Genomic DNA, 13,892 nt, shown 5'->3' on the forward strand with positions numbered 1-13,892 from the left:
GGCGGGACGAGAGCAATGCAGGCTCAGTGGAATGCCGGTTGGTCACGCTCGGGGCGATGTCTGCCCCGAGCGTGAATTTGCCGTTACCTGAACAGGGACAGGATCGCTTGCGGCGCCTGATTGGCTATAGAGAGCGACTGTGTGCCCAATTGCTGCTGCACCTGAAGGGCTTGCAGGCGGGCGGAGGCTTCCTCCATATCGGCATCGACCAACGCGCCAATGCCGGATTTCATCGCATCCATCACCTTGCCGACGAAGGAAACCTGATCTCCGATCCGCTTGGAAGAGGCGCCGAGTGCGGCGCTACCGTCAATCGCTGTCTGGATCAGGGTTTCCATTGCCGAAATCGAGCCGTCCGCTGCGGTTGCCGATGATACGTCAATCGTTGTCAGGTCCAGACCGGCTTCGAAATCCACAGAGGCCACCGTGATATTGGCAGCGGTGACGGTGCCTGCCGCGTCGCGGTCGAGCGAGGACAGAACCGTGATGTTGCCACCCGCAGTGTTGAGCAGGTTGGCGCCGTTGAACTGCGACGCCGAAATGATCGAAGTGATCTGGTTCTTCATCTCGGTGACGTCATTGGTCAGCTTCGCATTGTCGACGTTCTCGCCCGTAGCGGCGATCACCTTTTCCTTCATCTGGTTTAAGAGATCGGTGATCTGCTCGGCCCCCGCCAGCGCGACCGCGACCGTCGATTCCCCCAAGGAGAGCGAGTCGGACACCGCTTTGAAGCCGCTGACATCGGATTCCATCACCTTCGAAATCGCCCAGATGGCAGAATTGTCCTTCGCCGATGAGATTGATTTGCCGGTGGAGATCTCCGATTGGGTTTTCTGAAGATTGCCATTGATCGATTTCAGGGTTTGCAGCGCCACCATTGCGCTGTTGTTAGTCAGAATGCTCGACATCGAGTCGCTCCTAATTTTGCAGAGGCGCTTTGCGCCTGTTTTCTGGAATGCCGGTTCCGGCAGATGAAGCTGTCATTCTGACAATTGCGGGTTTTCCGCCGCGCCATCATTGCGATGCTCGTCCAGTCTTCCTCCTCCGCCCTAATGAAATGCTAACGTTACAAGTCAAAACAGATAGGTTTTGATTCAATCGGTTATGCTTTGTGTTCGAGATCATGCCGGTGTTCTGCCAGCTCCCTCGCTTGCCCGCTTGCAGAATAGGAGGTCAGGCTGCGTTGGGCGCCATGTGCAGCGGCAATGCTTTGGCGCGCGGCTTCGACCCCTGCAATGACCGCTTCCAGCATCACTGCATTGCGCCGCGCCAGCGTGAGGATTTCATCCAGCTCCTCCGCTTCCGGCGGCAGTTTTTCGAGCATGGTGATCGCGGCCTCCTTCTCTGTGCGGATGTCGGATAGGTGTTGCAGGGCGCCTGTCTTCAGCATGGTGCGCTCTCGCGACAGTAGGGAGATCAGGGCGGTTGTTGATTTACGGGGCATTGTCTCTCTCCAAAAGGGATTGGTAGATATGTTCGCTCAGGCCGATACCGCCACGCGCGACGAGTGCTTCCGCGTGTTGGGTACGGAGGAATGAGGCAAAGTGTTCTTCTCCCGCGCCACCACCAAAAGCCCCGATCTGGGCATCTAACCCTGCGGATTTGAGCATTTCCGAGAGGAAGCTGGCCTCGAGCTTTTGCGCGGCGGCCCATGCACGTTCATCGCGCGCAGCGGGGGCAATGGGGAGGGGTGTGATTTCGATCAATCGATTGCTCCAATTTGAACTGTTTCGACCGATTTTGACGACGACCAGTAAAAATCTGGTAAGTTTTTGCTGCCAAGTTCCGACTGAACATGTCGGAGGCACAATGCAGGCACTTATTCCCCATCCACTTCTGCGCGGCGACGCCGTGCCGCCTCTTCGCGGGCAGGGCGTTCCCATAAGCGAGGGCCATGCAGTGCACCCGTTCCGGCAACTTCTCATGGCCGGGGGTGAATCCGAGGAATCACCTGCCGAGAGCCTTGAAGCGGGGCCTGATCCCGCGGGGGAGCTTCTGCCAGCTGAAGCGGAGGAGGGTGATCAAAGCCCGCCATTTTTGCCACCTGATGTAGCGCCTGATCCTGCGATCCGGACCGAATCGCCAATAACAGGCGTCACCCCTCCGGTGGTCGATGCTTCTTTGCCTGAAGCTGAGGCGGAGGTTGGGGAACCGCGCCAGCCGATGGGCTTGGCGCTGGGCCACAGTAAGGCTGTTGAGCCACCGCGAAGCTTACCTTTGCCCGTTCAAGGCGCAATGCTCGGCAGCTCTTTGCCTGCGGAGCGGCACGATCATGGGCGTCCTCCTTCCTTGCGAGGCGTTGAATGGGCTGCACCGCTTCCGTCAACTGCGTCCGAGCGGGCCTTTGCCGCTCTAAAGCCGGGTATCTTTGTCCCTGCTGCAAGTGCCGAGGCTACGGTTAAGGTGCACATCGGTGCGATAGGCAGCGCCGGTTCGATGCCCCTACCTGCTGATAACGCCCACTTGCCCTTCGCTGCGGATGATCCCTTGCGGGAAATTGGCAGCCCCTCCCAAGCTTTGCGCAGTGCTCGGCAAATGTCGGAACCGGATGTTCCCAGACAGATCACCAGCCAGTTGGTGGCGATGGTGCAAGTCCGGAAAAGTGGCGTCGCTGATATCCGGCTCTCGCCGGAAGAGCTCGGCCGCGTTCAGCTGCGCCTCTCACCAACCGATCACGGAGTCGCGGTGCAGATCATTGCCGAGCGGGCGGACACCGGCGATCTCATCCGCCGGAATGTCGATCTTCTGATCGCGCAGCTGCGGCAGGAAGGCTTCGATCATGTGGATGTCGCATTCGCGACCCCTCAGCGCGATGGTAGTGGCCGTAATCCTGCATTCTCCACATCACGCTCGCAGGAAGGGACGTCTCCCGCGCAGCCGTTGGCGGAAAGCGGCGATGAAACACATATCCTCCTGCCACTTGGCCAACTGGATCTAAAGCTATGACGGTGATGGATGTACAACCCAGCACAGGCACGGCGCAATCGGGCATGCCTACCAGCCCTCAAACCTCCGCTTTGAGCGGCGATTTCGAGACATTTCTAAAGATGCTCACAGTGCAAATGCGCAATCAGGATCCATTGAACCCGATTGAAACCGCCGATTTCGCCGTCCAATTGGCAACCTTTTCGGGCGTTGAGCAACAGGTAAGGACGAACCAACTGCTCGAAGCCGCTTTTGGTAGCAGGCAAGGCGCCGCCGCCTATGCGGACTGGATCGGCAGAGAAGCCAGCGCGCCGGTTGCTGCCGTCTTCGACGGTGCGCCTCTGACGGTGACCATTGATCCTGCGCTCTCTGGCACAGGCGCGCGCCTCGTTGCGCGTGACGAAAATGGTGCCACCGTTACTAACATTGCCTTGAGCGGGCAGGCTGGCCCGCTGGAATGGGCAGGGGTCGGCACCGACGGCATGCCCCTAGCGCGCGGAACCTACAGGTTCTCGGCTCTGCAATCCGCTGAGGGTGGCGGTTTTTCGGAGCATCCCGTCTCTGTCTACGCGCGGGTGACTGAGGTGCGTTTCTCCCCAGATGGCGACGCAGAGATCGTCTTTGCCAGCGGTGACACAACAATGGTGGAGGCAGTCAACGGCCTGCGGGAGGCCGCATCACCGCCTCGAGAGTGAGTCACGAACTGCGCAGATAAAGCGCCATAGCGCCGGCCCCTGCTGCTGCGGCCAAAACGGCGGTGACAAGCTGCCACCACCCATTGTTGCTTTCGCTCTGGTGATCCGGGGTCGACTGCCTAATCAGCGCGGCCTCGGCCATCGCGGGTAATTTCGGGCCAAAGCGGGCCAGCACCCGCGCGGTCAGCGCCAGATCGCGCAACACGGCTTTTGGTCCGATGCTGTCCTTTATGTAATTTTCCACCACAGGTTTGGCGACCTGCCAGATATTCATATGCGGATCGAGCGAGCGCGCCACGCCTTCGACCACGACCATCGTGCGCTGAAGCAAGATCAGTTCGGTGCGCGTTTCCATGCCAAACCGTTCTGTCACTTCAAAGAGATAGGACAGCAAACGCCCCATCGAAATACGGCTCGCTTCCATGCCAAATATCGGCTCACCAACAGCCCGCAGAGCTGCGGCAAATTCCTCCACATCGCGATCGGCGGGAACATAGCCCGCCTCGAAATGCACCTCGGCCACGCGGCGATAGTCGCGCTGGATGAAGCCATACAGGATTTCCGCATAGACCCGCCGCGTATAGGCGTCGATCCGGCCCATGATGCCAAAATCGAACGCGATGATATCGCCATTCGCGCCGAGCTTGAGGTTCCCCTGATGCATATCCGCATGAAACAGCCCGTCCCGCAGCGCGTGACTGAGGAAAAGCTGCAAAACGCGGCCAGCGACGTCTTCCAGATTATGCCCGCTGGCACGAAGCGCTTCGATATCACCAAAGCCAAGTCCCTCGACCCAGCCCAGCGTCATGACCCGCCGCCCCGATAGGTGCCATTTGATCTCGGGCACGCTGAAACCCTCATCATTGCGGGTTGTTTCGGCGAATTCAGACGCCGACGCGCTTTCAAGCCGCAAGTCCAACTCGCCATGCACCACACCGGCAAAATGCCGGATCACTTCCATTGGCCGCAACCGGCGGGAGGCAGGTGACAGAATTTCGATCATACGCGCGGCAAAATAGAAGGCGTCGATGTCCTTCTGAAACGCCCGCTCTATCCCAGGGCGGAGCACCTTCACGGCGACATCTTCGCCCGTGTCGACCAATGTTGCCTTGTGGACCTGTGCAATCGACGCAGCGGCGACCGCATCCGAAAACTCTGCAAAGACAGCCTCCGCAGCAACGCCCAGCTCGCGGCTAACCTCTGCCTTTGCCTCGGCGGTCGAGAATGGCGGCAGCTTGTCTTGCAGCACCATCAACTGCCGCGCCAGCGCGTCGCCGACAACATCCGGTCTGGTCGAAAGCACTTGGCCGAATTTGATATAGGCTGGGCCAAGAGCGGTCAGCGCACGCGGCGCGGGCGGCACGGTCGGGTCGCCCTTGTAACCCACCCATTTGACCGGCCAGACCAACGTGCGCAGCACAACCCGCAGCAACTTCGGCGCCTCAACGGCATCCATGATCACTTTCATCGCGCCGGTACGCTCGAGCGTTGCGCCGGTGCGGACAAGGCGGATGATATTATGCGGGCCGCGCATTGGTCAGACCTTCCAACCAGAATGCAGGCAGGCAATGCCCATCGAAAGATTGCGGTATTTGGCATTCGCAAATCCAGCAGCCTTGACCATGCCGAGGAAAGTCTCCTGATCGGGGAATTTGCGGATCGACTCCACCAGATACTGATAGCTGTCGTGATCGCCCGCAATCATCTGCCCCATCTTCGGGATGACGTTGAAGGAGTAGAGATCATAGGCCTTTTGCATCATCGGGGTTGGAATTTGATTGAACTCCAGCACCATGAGCCGTCCCCCAGGCCGCAAGACGCGATAGGCCTCGTTCAGCGCTTCCTGTGGGCGCGTGACATTCCTAATGCCAAAACTGATCGTGTAGACGTCAAAGCTGTTATCCGCGAAGGGCAGGTTCATGGCATCGCCAACTACCCAATCGAGGCTTGCGCCCATCTGTTCGGCCTCGGCGCGCTTGCGTCCCTCAACAAGCATCGATTCGGTCAGGTCCAGCACAGTTGCATGGCCCGCCCCCGCGCGCTTGAGGAAGCGGAAGGAAATGTCGCCGGTGCCACCCGCTACGTCCAACAACTGTTGGCCAGGACGCGGCGCGAGCCAATCCATCATGGCGTCTTTCCAGATGCGGTGAATCCCAACGCTCATGACATCGTTCATCACATCGTATTTTGACGCAACCGATGTGAAGACACCCTGAACCCGCCCGGCTTTCTCTTCTTCGCGCACGGTCTGAAAGCCAAAATGCGTGGTCTTCTGCTGCTGCTCTGTCATGAACTCTTGCCGTCCTCTTGCGCTGGTCCAACTATAGGCGCCAAACGGGGCATACACCGTGCCCACGTCTATAGGAAGTGCAGCATGCCTGAATTGCCAGAGGTCGAGACAGTGCGCCGCGGACTTTTGCCCGCGATGGAAGGGCGCCGGATAGAAAAAGTCGCCGTCAATCGCCCTGATCTGCGATGGCCCTTTCCGCCCGATATGGCCGAACGCCTTCAAGGGAAGCTGATTCGAGCACTCCGGCGGCGCTCGAAATATATACTGATCGAACTCGAAAGCGGTGAGAGCCTGCTCGTTCATCTTGGCATGTCGGGGCGCATGCTGGTGTCGGGCGCGATGCTGGGTGATTTTGTCCATGACCATCCCGCGCCAGAGAAACACGATCATGTGGTCTTTGATATGGAAGGCGGCGCGCGGGTTACGTTCAACGATGCCCGCCGCTTCGGCGCAATGGATCTTTTGCCGACAGATGCGCAAGAAGATCATTGGCTCTTGCGGGCGATCGGGCCGGAGCCGTTGGGCAACCAGTTCGATGGCGATTACCTCGTGACACGGCTAAAGGGCCGTATGAGCCCCATCAAAACAGCCCTTCTGGATCAGGGAATCGTTGCTGGTTTGGGCAATATTTACGTCTGCGAGGTGCTGTTTCGGGCGGGAATCAACCCTAAACGAAAGGCAGCAAAGCTCTCGAGCACGCGTATTCATAGCTTGGTGCCAATAATTCGTAATGTCCTCAACGAAGCGATTGCGGCAGGTGGTTCAAGCCTCAGGGACCATCGCCAAGCTGATGGCGAATTGGGTTATTTTCAACATGATTTCAAGGTCTACGGCCGCGAGGGCCAGCCCTGCGTGGCAGAGGGCTGCAATGCAATAGTGAGCCGATTCGTGCAGTCAGGACGCTCAACTTTCCATTGCCCGCAATGCCAAAGATAGCTTGAAAGACGCGCACGCTTTGCTAACCAGTGGTCTCTGCGAAACGGAAAGCGGGAGCTCCGAATGGCATTCGAGACCATTATCGTAGATGTGCAGGATTACATCGCGACCATCACCCTCCACCGGCCCGACGCCATGAACGCACTGAATTCCCAGATGCTGGGAGAGCTTTGCTGCGCGCTGGAAGATGCTGATGCTAATGACAAGGTTCGCTGCATCGTGCTTACCGGCTCGGACAAAGCCTTCGCGGCCGGTGCTGATGTGGCCGAGATGGCCGAAAAGTCCTTCATGGATATGTACGTTGATTGCTTGTTCTGTAGCGAAGCGCAGCGTTTCAATAACACCAAGAAGCCGATCATCGCGGCGGTCGCGGGCTATGCGCTGGGCGGCGGTTGCGAATTGGCAATGATGTGCGATTTCATCATCGCCGCCGATAACGCCAAGTTTGGCCAGCCTGAGATCAACCTTGGTATCATGGCCGGTATCGGCGGCACCCAACGCCTGCCCCGCTTTGTCGGCAAGGCAAAGGCGATGGATATGCACCTCACGGGCCGTTTCATGGATGCCGCCGAAGCCGAGCGCTCTGGGCTGGTGTCGCGCGTTGTGCCCGCGAAAAAGTTGAAGGAAGAAGCCTTCGCCGCCGCTGAAAAGATCACTGAAAAGTCGGTCATTGCCAGCCGCGCCGCAAAGGATGCCGTCAACAGAAGCTTTGAAACATCGCTGGCCGAAGGTTTGCTCTACGAGCGCCGGTTGTTCCAATCGCTCTTTGCGACGGAAGATCAGAAAGAGGGCATGGCGGCATTTCTTGAAAAACGCGAGCCGCAATTCAGGGATCGTTGAACGTAGCTACGACGGCGGCGCGCCTTGGTTGTGGGGCGGATGCGCTAGGTAACAGGGCGATTTTGCCTTTTCTTTCTACTCCATCTCGCCTATACGCCGCGACAGACATGCGTGTGAGGCCCGCTTTGGCCAGAATCAGCCGGTTCTAGAACCCGGTCGGGCCGATTGCGCATATGAAATTGAATTGACCTGACCAAGGACCGAAAACATGGCAAATACTCTCCAGTCCAAAAAGCGCGCCCGCCAGAACGAGCGTCGTTTTGCTGTAAACAAGATGCGCCGCTCGCGCATCCGCACCTTCCTCCGTAAAGTCGAAGAAGCAATCGCTTCCGGCGACAAAGACGCAGCTCAGGCGGCTCTGCGCGCTGCTCAGCCCGAACTGATGCGTGGCGTGACCAAAGGCGTCTTCCACAAGAACACCGCATCGCGCAAAGTTTCGCGCCTTGCTGCCCGCGTTAAGGCGCTCGGCTGATTCCCTGCCTTTTGATCATCTGGTCAAGATATTAAATTGAACGCGGCCTTCGGGTCGCGTTTTTTGTTGTCGAACGGCCACGCGCATATGCCCAAATTCTCAGCTTTTTGGCGGTGGCGGGGATTCTTTTTCATTAATGCCCAAGTCAAGCGCGATGTTCAGTTGAAGCAACCGTGATGCTGTTGCTAGCTTATGCAGGCGATTCACATCGCTCCTGGGGTGGCAACGTGAAAAGCGGTCCGGAATATGTCCTTGTTTGCTGAATGCAGCATTGGGCATCTGGTCGTTTTTTGTGTGTAATCTGACGAAGGGGAAACCCCAAGTCACATGCTGCCTCTGCCATTTTGGTATCGATAGTTGGCGTCGTCGTTGGGTGGGTGAGCCCGGGACAGCGTGTTGGGAGGAATTTTCCTCGCAAGGCTACCAGGGGGATTTGATGCAATGGGCTTTGCCTAAAAAAGATTAGTGTCAGGACAGGTTGGAAGATGACAAACGAGATGTGGGCAGAGATCCGTGAAACGCTCCGTGGATCGGTTGGGACAGGAAACTATTCTAACTGGATTGAGCCCCTCGAGTTTTCCACCATCGAGCAAGGTGTTGCTACCTTCTTTGTACCGACGAATTTCATCGGCAAATACGTCCAGCAGAATTTTGGCGAACAAATCCTCTACCAAATCAACCGCATTGGCGGTGAGGTTCAGCGGCTGAAATTCTCTGTGCCGCCGCGTGCCAAGAGCGCCAGCCGTACAAGAGCGCAAGCAGCAACTACAGACACCTCGACAGATGCCGTGGGCGAAGTGCCCGGTGCGCCGCTTGATGCGCGCTTTACCTTCGAGAACTTTGTCGTCGGTAAGCCCAACGAACTGGCCCATGCCGCAGCCCGCCGCGTTGCCGAAGGTGCTGACGTCACGTTCAATCCGCTGTTCCTCTACGGTGGTGTGGGCTTGGGCAAAACCCACCTGATGCACGCCATTGCCCACGAACTGCGCCGCCGTCAGCCGGAAACCAACGTGCTCTACCTTTCTGCTGAGCAGTTCATGTACCGTTTCATCACGGCTCTGCGTGAACGCAAGATGATGGATTTCAAACAACTGTTCCGCTCGGTTGATATCCTGATGGTCGATGACGTGCAGTTCATCGCGGGTAAAGACAGCACCCAAGAAGAGTTCTTTCACACTTTCAACGCGCTGGTAGACGGTCAAAAGCAGATCATCATTTCAGCCGACCGCGCTCCCGGAGAGATCAAGGGACTGGAAGATCGCATCAAATCCCGATTGCAGTGCGGTCTGGTGGTTGATCTTCATCCGACAGATTACGAGTTGCGACTCGGCGTCCTGCAAACCAAGGCTGAACTTTATAAAGCCCAGTATCCCGGGCTTGAGATCGCAGATGGTGTGCTTGAGTTTCTCGCGCACCGGATTTCGACCAATGTTCGTGTCCTCGAAGGCGCGCTGACCCGCCTATTTGCGTTTGCCAGCCTTGTGGGCCGCGAGATCACTCTGGATCTGACGCAGGATTGCCTCGCTGATGTGCTGAAAGCCTCTGATCGCAAGGTCACGGTTGAGGAAATCCAGCGCAAAGTTTCAGAGCATTACAATATCCGCCTATCGGATATGATCGGGCCGAAGCGGTTGCGCACCTATGCGCGCCCGCGCCAGATCGCGATGTATCTGGCAAAGCAGCTTACGAGCCGGTCATTGCCTGAAATCGGGCGTCGTTTTGGCGGGCGTGACCATACAACCGTCATGCACGGAGTGAAGCGGATCGAGGAGCTGTCACACAAAGACAGCCAGATTGCCGACGATCTGGAACTGCTCCGCCGTGCGCTCGAAGCTTGACGCCGACCGAGCAACATCCAAAACTGTTAAAAAGCACTTGAGGTAGAAGGGGAAACGGGTAGTTTCCTCTTCCGGCCTGTTGCCTGGAAGCGAGCGGAGCGAAGATTATGAAATTCAGCATTGAGCGCGGAGCGCTACTCAAAGCAGTCGCCCAAGCGCAATCTGTTGTCGAGCGGCGGAATACCATTCCGATCCTTGCCAATGTGTTGATCGAGGCGGAAGGGGACGCGGTCCAGTTCCGCGCCACCGATCTTGATATCGAGGTGGTTGATCGTGCGCCGGCCAAGGTCGAGCGCGCCGGCGCGACAACCGTTGCCGCCGTGACCCTGAACGAGATCGTGCGCAAGCTGCCTGATGGTGCGCTTGTCACCCTGACCGAAGACGGCGTCTCGGGTCGTCTCTCGATTGAGGCAGGCCGGTCGAACTTCAGCCTTGCGACCCTGCCGAAAGAAGATTTTCCGGTGATGGCTTCGTCCGATTACGCGACGAACTTCTCCGCGCCTGCGCCGGTTTTGCGGCGTCTCTTCGATAAATCTAAATTTGCGATTTCCACTGAGGAAACCCGTTATTACCTGAACGGTGTCTACATGCATGTGGCCGAGGCCGATGGTGGCCGCGTATTGCGTTGCGTTGCCACCGACGGCCACCGCCTCGCACGGATTGATGCCGACTTGCCCGAAAATGCCGAAGGCATGGCCGGCGTAATCGTCCCCCGCAAAACTGTTGGCGAGTTGCGCAAGCTGCTGGACGACGACGAAATGCAGATCGCCGTTTCCGTATCTGAGACGAAGGTTCGTTTTGCCACGCCGGACATCACCCTGACCTCCAAGGTCATTGACGGGACTTTTCCAGATTACACGCGTGTTATCCCCACTGGAAACACTCGCAAGCTGGAAGTAGACGCCGCCGATTTCGCCAAGGCGGTCGACCGCGTTGCCACGGTTTCCTCCGAACGGTCGCGCGCCGTGAAGCTCAGCCTAGATGAGGACCGTCTGGTGCTGTCGGTGAACGCCCCTGACAGCGGCGCAGCAGAGGAAGAACTTGCCGTGGCCTACGGTGATGAGCGGCTCGAGATCGGGTTCAACGCCAAATACCTTCTGGAAATCGCCAGCCAAGTCGACCGCGAAAACGCGATCTTCCTGTTCAACTCGTCGGGCGACCCAACCCTGATGCGCGAAGGCAATGACACAAGCGCCGTCTATGTCGTTATGCCCATGCGCGTCTGAGGGGTTGTCGCGTCTCTGGCTTGAGGGGCGGCTGTGCCACGCATGAGCGCGCTCCATGTCTCCAGTTTGCGCCTGTCGCATTTCCGCTCGCATATGCGGGCGGATTTGGCATGTGACGGGCGGCCCGTCTCGCTTTTTGGGCCAAATGGCGCGGGCAAGACCAATATCCTCGAAGCGGTTTCTCTCCTTTCACCGGGGCGCGGTCTGCGCCGCTCCTCGGCGGAGGACATGACCCGCCGCCCCGAGGCTCTGGGATGGAAAATCGCAGCGGTTATGCGCAACGGCGATCGCGTCACCGAGGTCGAGACATGGTCCGAGGCAGGTGCCAGTCGTCAGGTGCGGATCGACGGAAAAACAGCGCCACAAATTCAATTGGGCCGTATCGCCCCCGTTTTGTGGCTGGTTCCGTCGATGGACCGCCTTTGGATCGAAGGCTCCGAAGGCCGCCGCCGTTTTCTTGATCGTGCGACGATGAGCTTCGAACCGACCCACGCCGAGGCGGTTCTCACCTACGAAAAGGCGATGCGAGAGCGGAACCGCCTGCTGAAGGATATGGTCCGCGATGCGCATTGGTACGCCGCGCTTGAGGCGCAGATGGCCGATGCGGGCGCCCGTATCATCGCGGGCCGCAAACATGCGGTTGCGGAGCTCATGCGCGGGCAAGACGCCGCGCAAACCCACTTTCCGGCGTCAGACCTTACCATTACGGGCGCAGATGGTGCCGAGATGCCGGAAACTGCCGACGATCTGCTCACCGCCTATACTGAGAGCCGCCCACGCGACATCGCCGCGGGGCGCAGCTTGGTCGGACCGCATCGCGCCGATCTTTCCGCTGTGTTCCGCGCCAAGGGCGTGCCCGCCCGCGACTGCTCGACTGGCGAACAAAAGGCGCTTCTCATTGCTCTTATCCTAGCCAATGCCCGCGCGCTTCTGCGCGATCAGGGAACGCCACCGCTCTTGTTGCTGGATGAAGTTTCCGCGCATCTGGATGCAGCGCGCCGCGCAGCCCTCTACGACGAAATTTGCGCACTGGGCGCGCAAGCATGGATGACCGGAACCGGCATGGAATTATTCGAAGAACTGGCCAGCCGCGCGCAATATGTCTCCGTTGACGAAGAGGCAGGGCGCAGCATCGTACAGGAAGTCACCCCATGACACATGACGTTGAGATCATTCACGAAACCCAGTTGAATGCCAAAGATGACCGCGCCATCGCTGCGCTGTTGAAGGCCGCCTTCACCACCAATTTCTACAATCGCAGCTACTTCCAGCAACGCCACCATCTCCGCCTTCTCATTCGGGAGGGCGACAGGGTTGCCGCCCATATCGGCCTCTGCCTGCTTGATGTGCGACTGGGGGATGCGGTTCTGACGGTCATGGGCGTTGGCGATGTCGCCTCTGCGCCTGACTTACGCGGGCAGGGTCTTGCCTCGCGCCTGCTGAAAAGGGCCATAGACGAAGCCCGCGCTGGACCTGCGCAATTCATGGTGCTGTTCGGCGATCGCGCCATGTATGCGGGCCACGGGTTCGTGGCGCAGCCGAATATGCTCAGGTTCGTCGCGCTCGAGGATGGGCACACCGGCGAGATCAAGACCGAACCGGATGAAACGTTGATGGTCCTGCCCCTGCGCGATAACGAGTGGGATGCCAAAGCCCCGCTTGACCTCATGGGGCACAAATTCTGATGGACATCCAATGACAGTCGCCGCCTCTGATCTCGCGCTTTATTCCTTCGCAATGGTGGTGCTTTTCTTCACCCCCGGCCCGGTGTGGGTGGCGCTGGTTGCGCGCGCTCTTTCGGGTGGGTTTCACGGCGCGTGGCCGCTGGCCGTTGGGGTCGCGATAGGCGATATCCTTTGGCCGTTTTGCGCGATCTTGGGCGTGAGCTGGATTCTGTCGGTCTATGGCGGCTTTCTCGAACTGCTGAAATGGGTCGCCTGTGGCACGTTCCTGTTGATGGGGTTTCTTGTCATCCGCTCGGCATCCAAGCCCATCGAGTCGACCGGCGCCCTCACGCGGCCCGGTCAATGGTCCGGTTTTGTCGCTGGTCTGGCGGTGATTATTGGCAATCCGAAAGCCATCCTGTTCTACATGGGCATGTTGCCCGGTTTCTTCGATGTATCTGCTGTGAATGGCTGGGACATCGCCGCCATCTGCACGATTTCCTTCGCCATTCCGCTGTTTGGCAATCTGGTTATGGCGCTTTCGATCCATCAGGCGCGCCGGCTTCTGACCTCCCCGACGATGACCGCCCGCATCAATAGGGTCGCGGGCGGCTTGCTTGTTCTTGTGGGCTTGGTGATTCCGTTCTTCTAAGCGGCCGTGAGTGGCTCTAGCGGTGGTCCGATAAACCGGATTCCGTGGCTTGCGCATATCGCCCCCAGCGCGGCCGCCTCTTCCTCGGTCGGATGCTTTACTTCGGGAAGTCCGTCATTCTCGGCAGGGCGTCGCCAAGAGCCGCTACCTGTCGGTTGTTCCGGTCCAGCTGGCTGATGATCTGGCGGAACGATTGGCGTTATCGGTCTTTCAGCCGCCCTTCGAAATCCCGACGCCGCAGATGCAAATCTATTGGCACGCGCGCGATGATAAGGTTCCCGCCCACCAGTGGCTGCGCCGCGAAATTCGGGCCGAAGTCGCCCGCCTTTGGCCTTAGTTGGTGCAGCCTTTTCG

16 protein-coding genes are annotated in these 13,892 nt (G+C 58.6%); 11 read left to right on the forward strand and 5 right to left on the reverse strand.

Annotated elements, in window-relative coordinates:
• Window positions 1–83: 83 nt before the first annotated feature.
• The 3 genes from AB1E42_RS01345 to AB1E42_RS01355 all read right to left on the reverse strand — a co-directional run bounded on the left by AB1E42_RS01345 (window position 84) and on the right by AB1E42_RS01355 (window position 1,706).
• Entirely contained in the window at window positions 84–908 is an 825-nt protein-coding gene (locus AB1E42_RS01345; RefSeq protein ID WP_368345210.1) for a flagellin, read from the reverse strand.
• A gap of 194 nt (window positions 909–1,102) precedes the next feature.
• The gene (locus AB1E42_RS01350; RefSeq protein ID WP_368345211.1) at window positions 1,103–1,444 is read right to left on the reverse strand and encodes a hypothetical protein; all 342 of its coding nucleotides are present in this window, start codon (window positions 1,442–1,444) and stop codon (window positions 1,103–1,105) included.
• The gene (locus AB1E42_RS01355) at window positions 1,434–1,706 is read right to left on the reverse strand and encodes a rod-binding protein (protein ID WP_368345212.1); all 273 of its coding nucleotides are present in this window, start codon (window positions 1,704–1,706) and stop codon (window positions 1,434–1,436) included. Before AB1E42_RS01355 ends, AB1E42_RS01350 begins: the two co-directional genes overlap by 11 nt.
• Before the next feature lie 103 nt (window positions 1,707–1,809).
• Here AB1E42_RS01355 and AB1E42_RS01360 point away from each other — a divergent pair, with 103 nt between their 5' ends.
• Together AB1E42_RS01360 and AB1E42_RS01365 are read left to right on the forward strand one after the other, a co-directional pair.
• Window positions 1,810–2,946 carry a flagellar hook-length control protein FliK gene (locus AB1E42_RS01360; RefSeq protein WP_368345213.1) on the forward strand — a complete coding sequence of 379 codons (1,137 nt, stop codon included), beginning with the start codon at window positions 1,810–1,812 and terminating at the stop codon, window positions 2,944–2,946.
• Complete coding sequence (locus AB1E42_RS01365) at window positions 2,943–3,620, forward strand: flagellar hook capping FlgD N-terminal domain-containing protein (RefSeq protein ID WP_368345214.1); 678 nt, start codon at window positions 2,943–2,945, stop codon at window positions 3,618–3,620. Before AB1E42_RS01360 ends, AB1E42_RS01365 begins: the two co-directional genes overlap by 4 nt.
• A gap of 1 nt (window position 3,621) precedes the next feature.
• Here the strand turns inward: AB1E42_RS01365 and ubiB are convergent, their stop codons facing one another.
• Complete coding sequence (gene ubiB, locus AB1E42_RS01370) at window positions 3,622–5,154, reverse strand: 2-polyprenylphenol 6-hydroxylase (protein ID WP_368345215.1); 1,533 nt, start codon at window positions 5,152–5,154, stop codon at window positions 3,622–3,624.
• 3 nt (window positions 5,155–5,157) lie between these two features.
• The gene (gene ubiE / locus AB1E42_RS01375) at window positions 5,158–5,910 is read right to left on the reverse strand and encodes a bifunctional demethylmenaquinone methyltransferase/2-methoxy-6-polyprenyl-1,4-benzoquinol methylase UbiE (RefSeq protein WP_368345216.1); all 753 of its coding nucleotides are present in this window, start codon (window positions 5,908–5,910) and stop codon (window positions 5,158–5,160) included.
• 84 nt (window positions 5,911–5,994) lie between these two features.
• Between ubiE and mutM the strand changes: the two genes are divergently transcribed.
• From mutM to AB1E42_RS01420, 9 genes are all read left to right on the forward strand, one after another.
• Window positions 5,995–6,846, forward strand: coding sequence for a bifunctional DNA-formamidopyrimidine glycosylase/DNA-(apurinic or apyrimidinic site) lyase (mutM, locus tag AB1E42_RS01380; RefSeq protein WP_368345217.1), 852 nt, complete (start codon window positions 5,995–5,997; stop codon window positions 6,844–6,846).
• 63 nt (window positions 6,847–6,909) lie between these two features.
• On the forward strand, window positions 6,910–7,686 hold the full coding sequence (locus AB1E42_RS01385) for an enoyl-CoA hydratase (RefSeq protein ID WP_368345218.1): 777 nt from the start codon (window positions 6,910–6,912) through the stop codon (window positions 7,684–7,686).
• Window positions 7,687–7,894: 208 nt separating this feature from the next.
• Window positions 7,895–8,158 carry a 30S ribosomal protein S20 gene (gene rpsT / locus AB1E42_RS01390; protein ID WP_368345219.1) on the forward strand — a complete coding sequence of 88 codons (264 nt, stop codon included), beginning with the start codon at window positions 7,895–7,897 and terminating at the stop codon, window positions 8,156–8,158.
• Window positions 8,159–8,643: 485 nt separating this feature from the next.
• Window positions 8,644–9,996 (forward strand): chromosomal replication initiator protein DnaA, encoded by a 1,353-nt coding sequence (gene dnaA, locus AB1E42_RS01395; protein ID WP_368345220.1) that lies wholly within the window; start codon window positions 8,644–8,646, stop codon window positions 9,994–9,996.
• A 107-nt stretch (window positions 9,997–10,103) separates the two neighbouring features.
• Window positions 10,104–11,222 (forward strand): DNA polymerase III subunit beta, encoded by a 1,119-nt coding sequence (gene dnaN, locus AB1E42_RS01400; protein ID WP_368345221.1) that lies wholly within the window; start codon window positions 10,104–10,106, stop codon window positions 11,220–11,222.
• Window positions 11,223–11,264: 42 nt separating this feature from the next.
• Window positions 11,265–12,377 carry a DNA replication/repair protein RecF gene (gene recF, locus AB1E42_RS01405; protein ID WP_368346342.1) on the forward strand — a complete coding sequence of 371 codons (1,113 nt, stop codon included), beginning with the start codon at window positions 11,265–11,267 and terminating at the stop codon, window positions 12,375–12,377.
• On the forward strand, window positions 12,374–12,907 hold the full coding sequence (locus AB1E42_RS01410; RefSeq protein ID WP_368345222.1) for a GNAT family N-acetyltransferase: 534 nt from the start codon (window positions 12,374–12,376) through the stop codon (window positions 12,905–12,907). Before recF ends, AB1E42_RS01410 begins: the two co-directional genes overlap by 4 nt.
• A 10-nt stretch (window positions 12,908–12,917) precedes the next feature.
• Window positions 12,918–13,538, forward strand: coding sequence for a LysE family translocator (locus AB1E42_RS01415; RefSeq protein ID WP_368345223.1), 621 nt, complete (start codon window positions 12,918–12,920; stop codon window positions 13,536–13,538).
• A 49-nt stretch (window positions 13,539–13,587) separates the two neighbouring features.
• On the forward strand, window positions 13,588–13,875 hold the full coding sequence (locus tag AB1E42_RS01420) for a hypothetical protein (protein ID WP_368345224.1): 288 nt from the start codon (window positions 13,588–13,590) through the stop codon (window positions 13,873–13,875).
• Window positions 13,876–13,892: the final 17 nt, after the last annotated feature.

Source organism: Pelagovum sp. HNIBRBA483 (genome assembly GCF_040931995.1).
Lineage (GTDB): Bacteria > Pseudomonadota > Alphaproteobacteria > Rhodobacterales > Rhodobacteraceae > JAEPMR01.

Bases quoted from the DNA above. Each gene is read 5' to 3' on its own strand.
- AB1E42_RS01345 (WP_368345210.1), bottom strand. From the start codon at position 908: ATGTCGAGCATTCTGACTAACAACAGCGCAATGGTGGCGCTGCAAACC.
- AB1E42_RS01350 (WP_368345211.1), bottom strand. From the start codon at position 1,444: ATGCCCCGTAAATCAACAACCGCCCTGATCTCCCTACTGTCGCGAGAG.
- AB1E42_RS01360 (WP_368345213.1), top strand. From the start codon at position 1,810: ATGCAGGCACTTATTCCCCATCCACTTCTGCGCGGCGACGCCGTGCCG.
- AB1E42_RS01365 (WP_368345214.1), top strand. From the start codon at position 2,943: ATGACGGTGATGGATGTACAACCCAGCACAGGCACGGCGCAATCGGGC.
- ubiB (WP_368345215.1), bottom strand. From the start codon at position 5,154: ATGCGCGGCCCGCATAATATCATCCGCCTTGTCCGCACCGGCGCAACG.
- ubiE (WP_368345216.1), bottom strand. From the start codon at position 5,910: ATGACAGAGCAGCAGCAGAAGACCACGCATTTTGGCTTTCAGACCGTG.
- mutM (WP_368345217.1), top strand. From the start codon at position 5,995: ATGCCTGAATTGCCAGAGGTCGAGACAGTGCGCCGCGGACTTTTGCCC.
- AB1E42_RS01385 (WP_368345218.1), top strand. From the start codon at position 6,910: ATGGCATTCGAGACCATTATCGTAGATGTGCAGGATTACATCGCGACC.
- rpsT (WP_368345219.1), top strand. From the start codon at position 7,895: ATGGCAAATACTCTCCAGTCCAAAAAGCGCGCCCGCCAGAACGAGCGT.
- dnaA (WP_368345220.1), top strand. From the start codon at position 8,644: ATGACAAACGAGATGTGGGCAGAGATCCGTGAAACGCTCCGTGGATCG.
- dnaN (WP_368345221.1), top strand. From the start codon at position 10,104: ATGAAATTCAGCATTGAGCGCGGAGCGCTACTCAAAGCAGTCGCCCAA.
- recF (WP_368346342.1), top strand. From the start codon at position 11,265: ATGAGCGCGCTCCATGTCTCCAGTTTGCGCCTGTCGCATTTCCGCTCG.
- AB1E42_RS01410 (WP_368345222.1), top strand. From the start codon at position 12,374: ATGACACATGACGTTGAGATCATTCACGAAACCCAGTTGAATGCCAAA.
- AB1E42_RS01415 (WP_368345223.1), top strand. From the start codon at position 12,918: ATGACAGTCGCCGCCTCTGATCTCGCGCTTTATTCCTTCGCAATGGTG.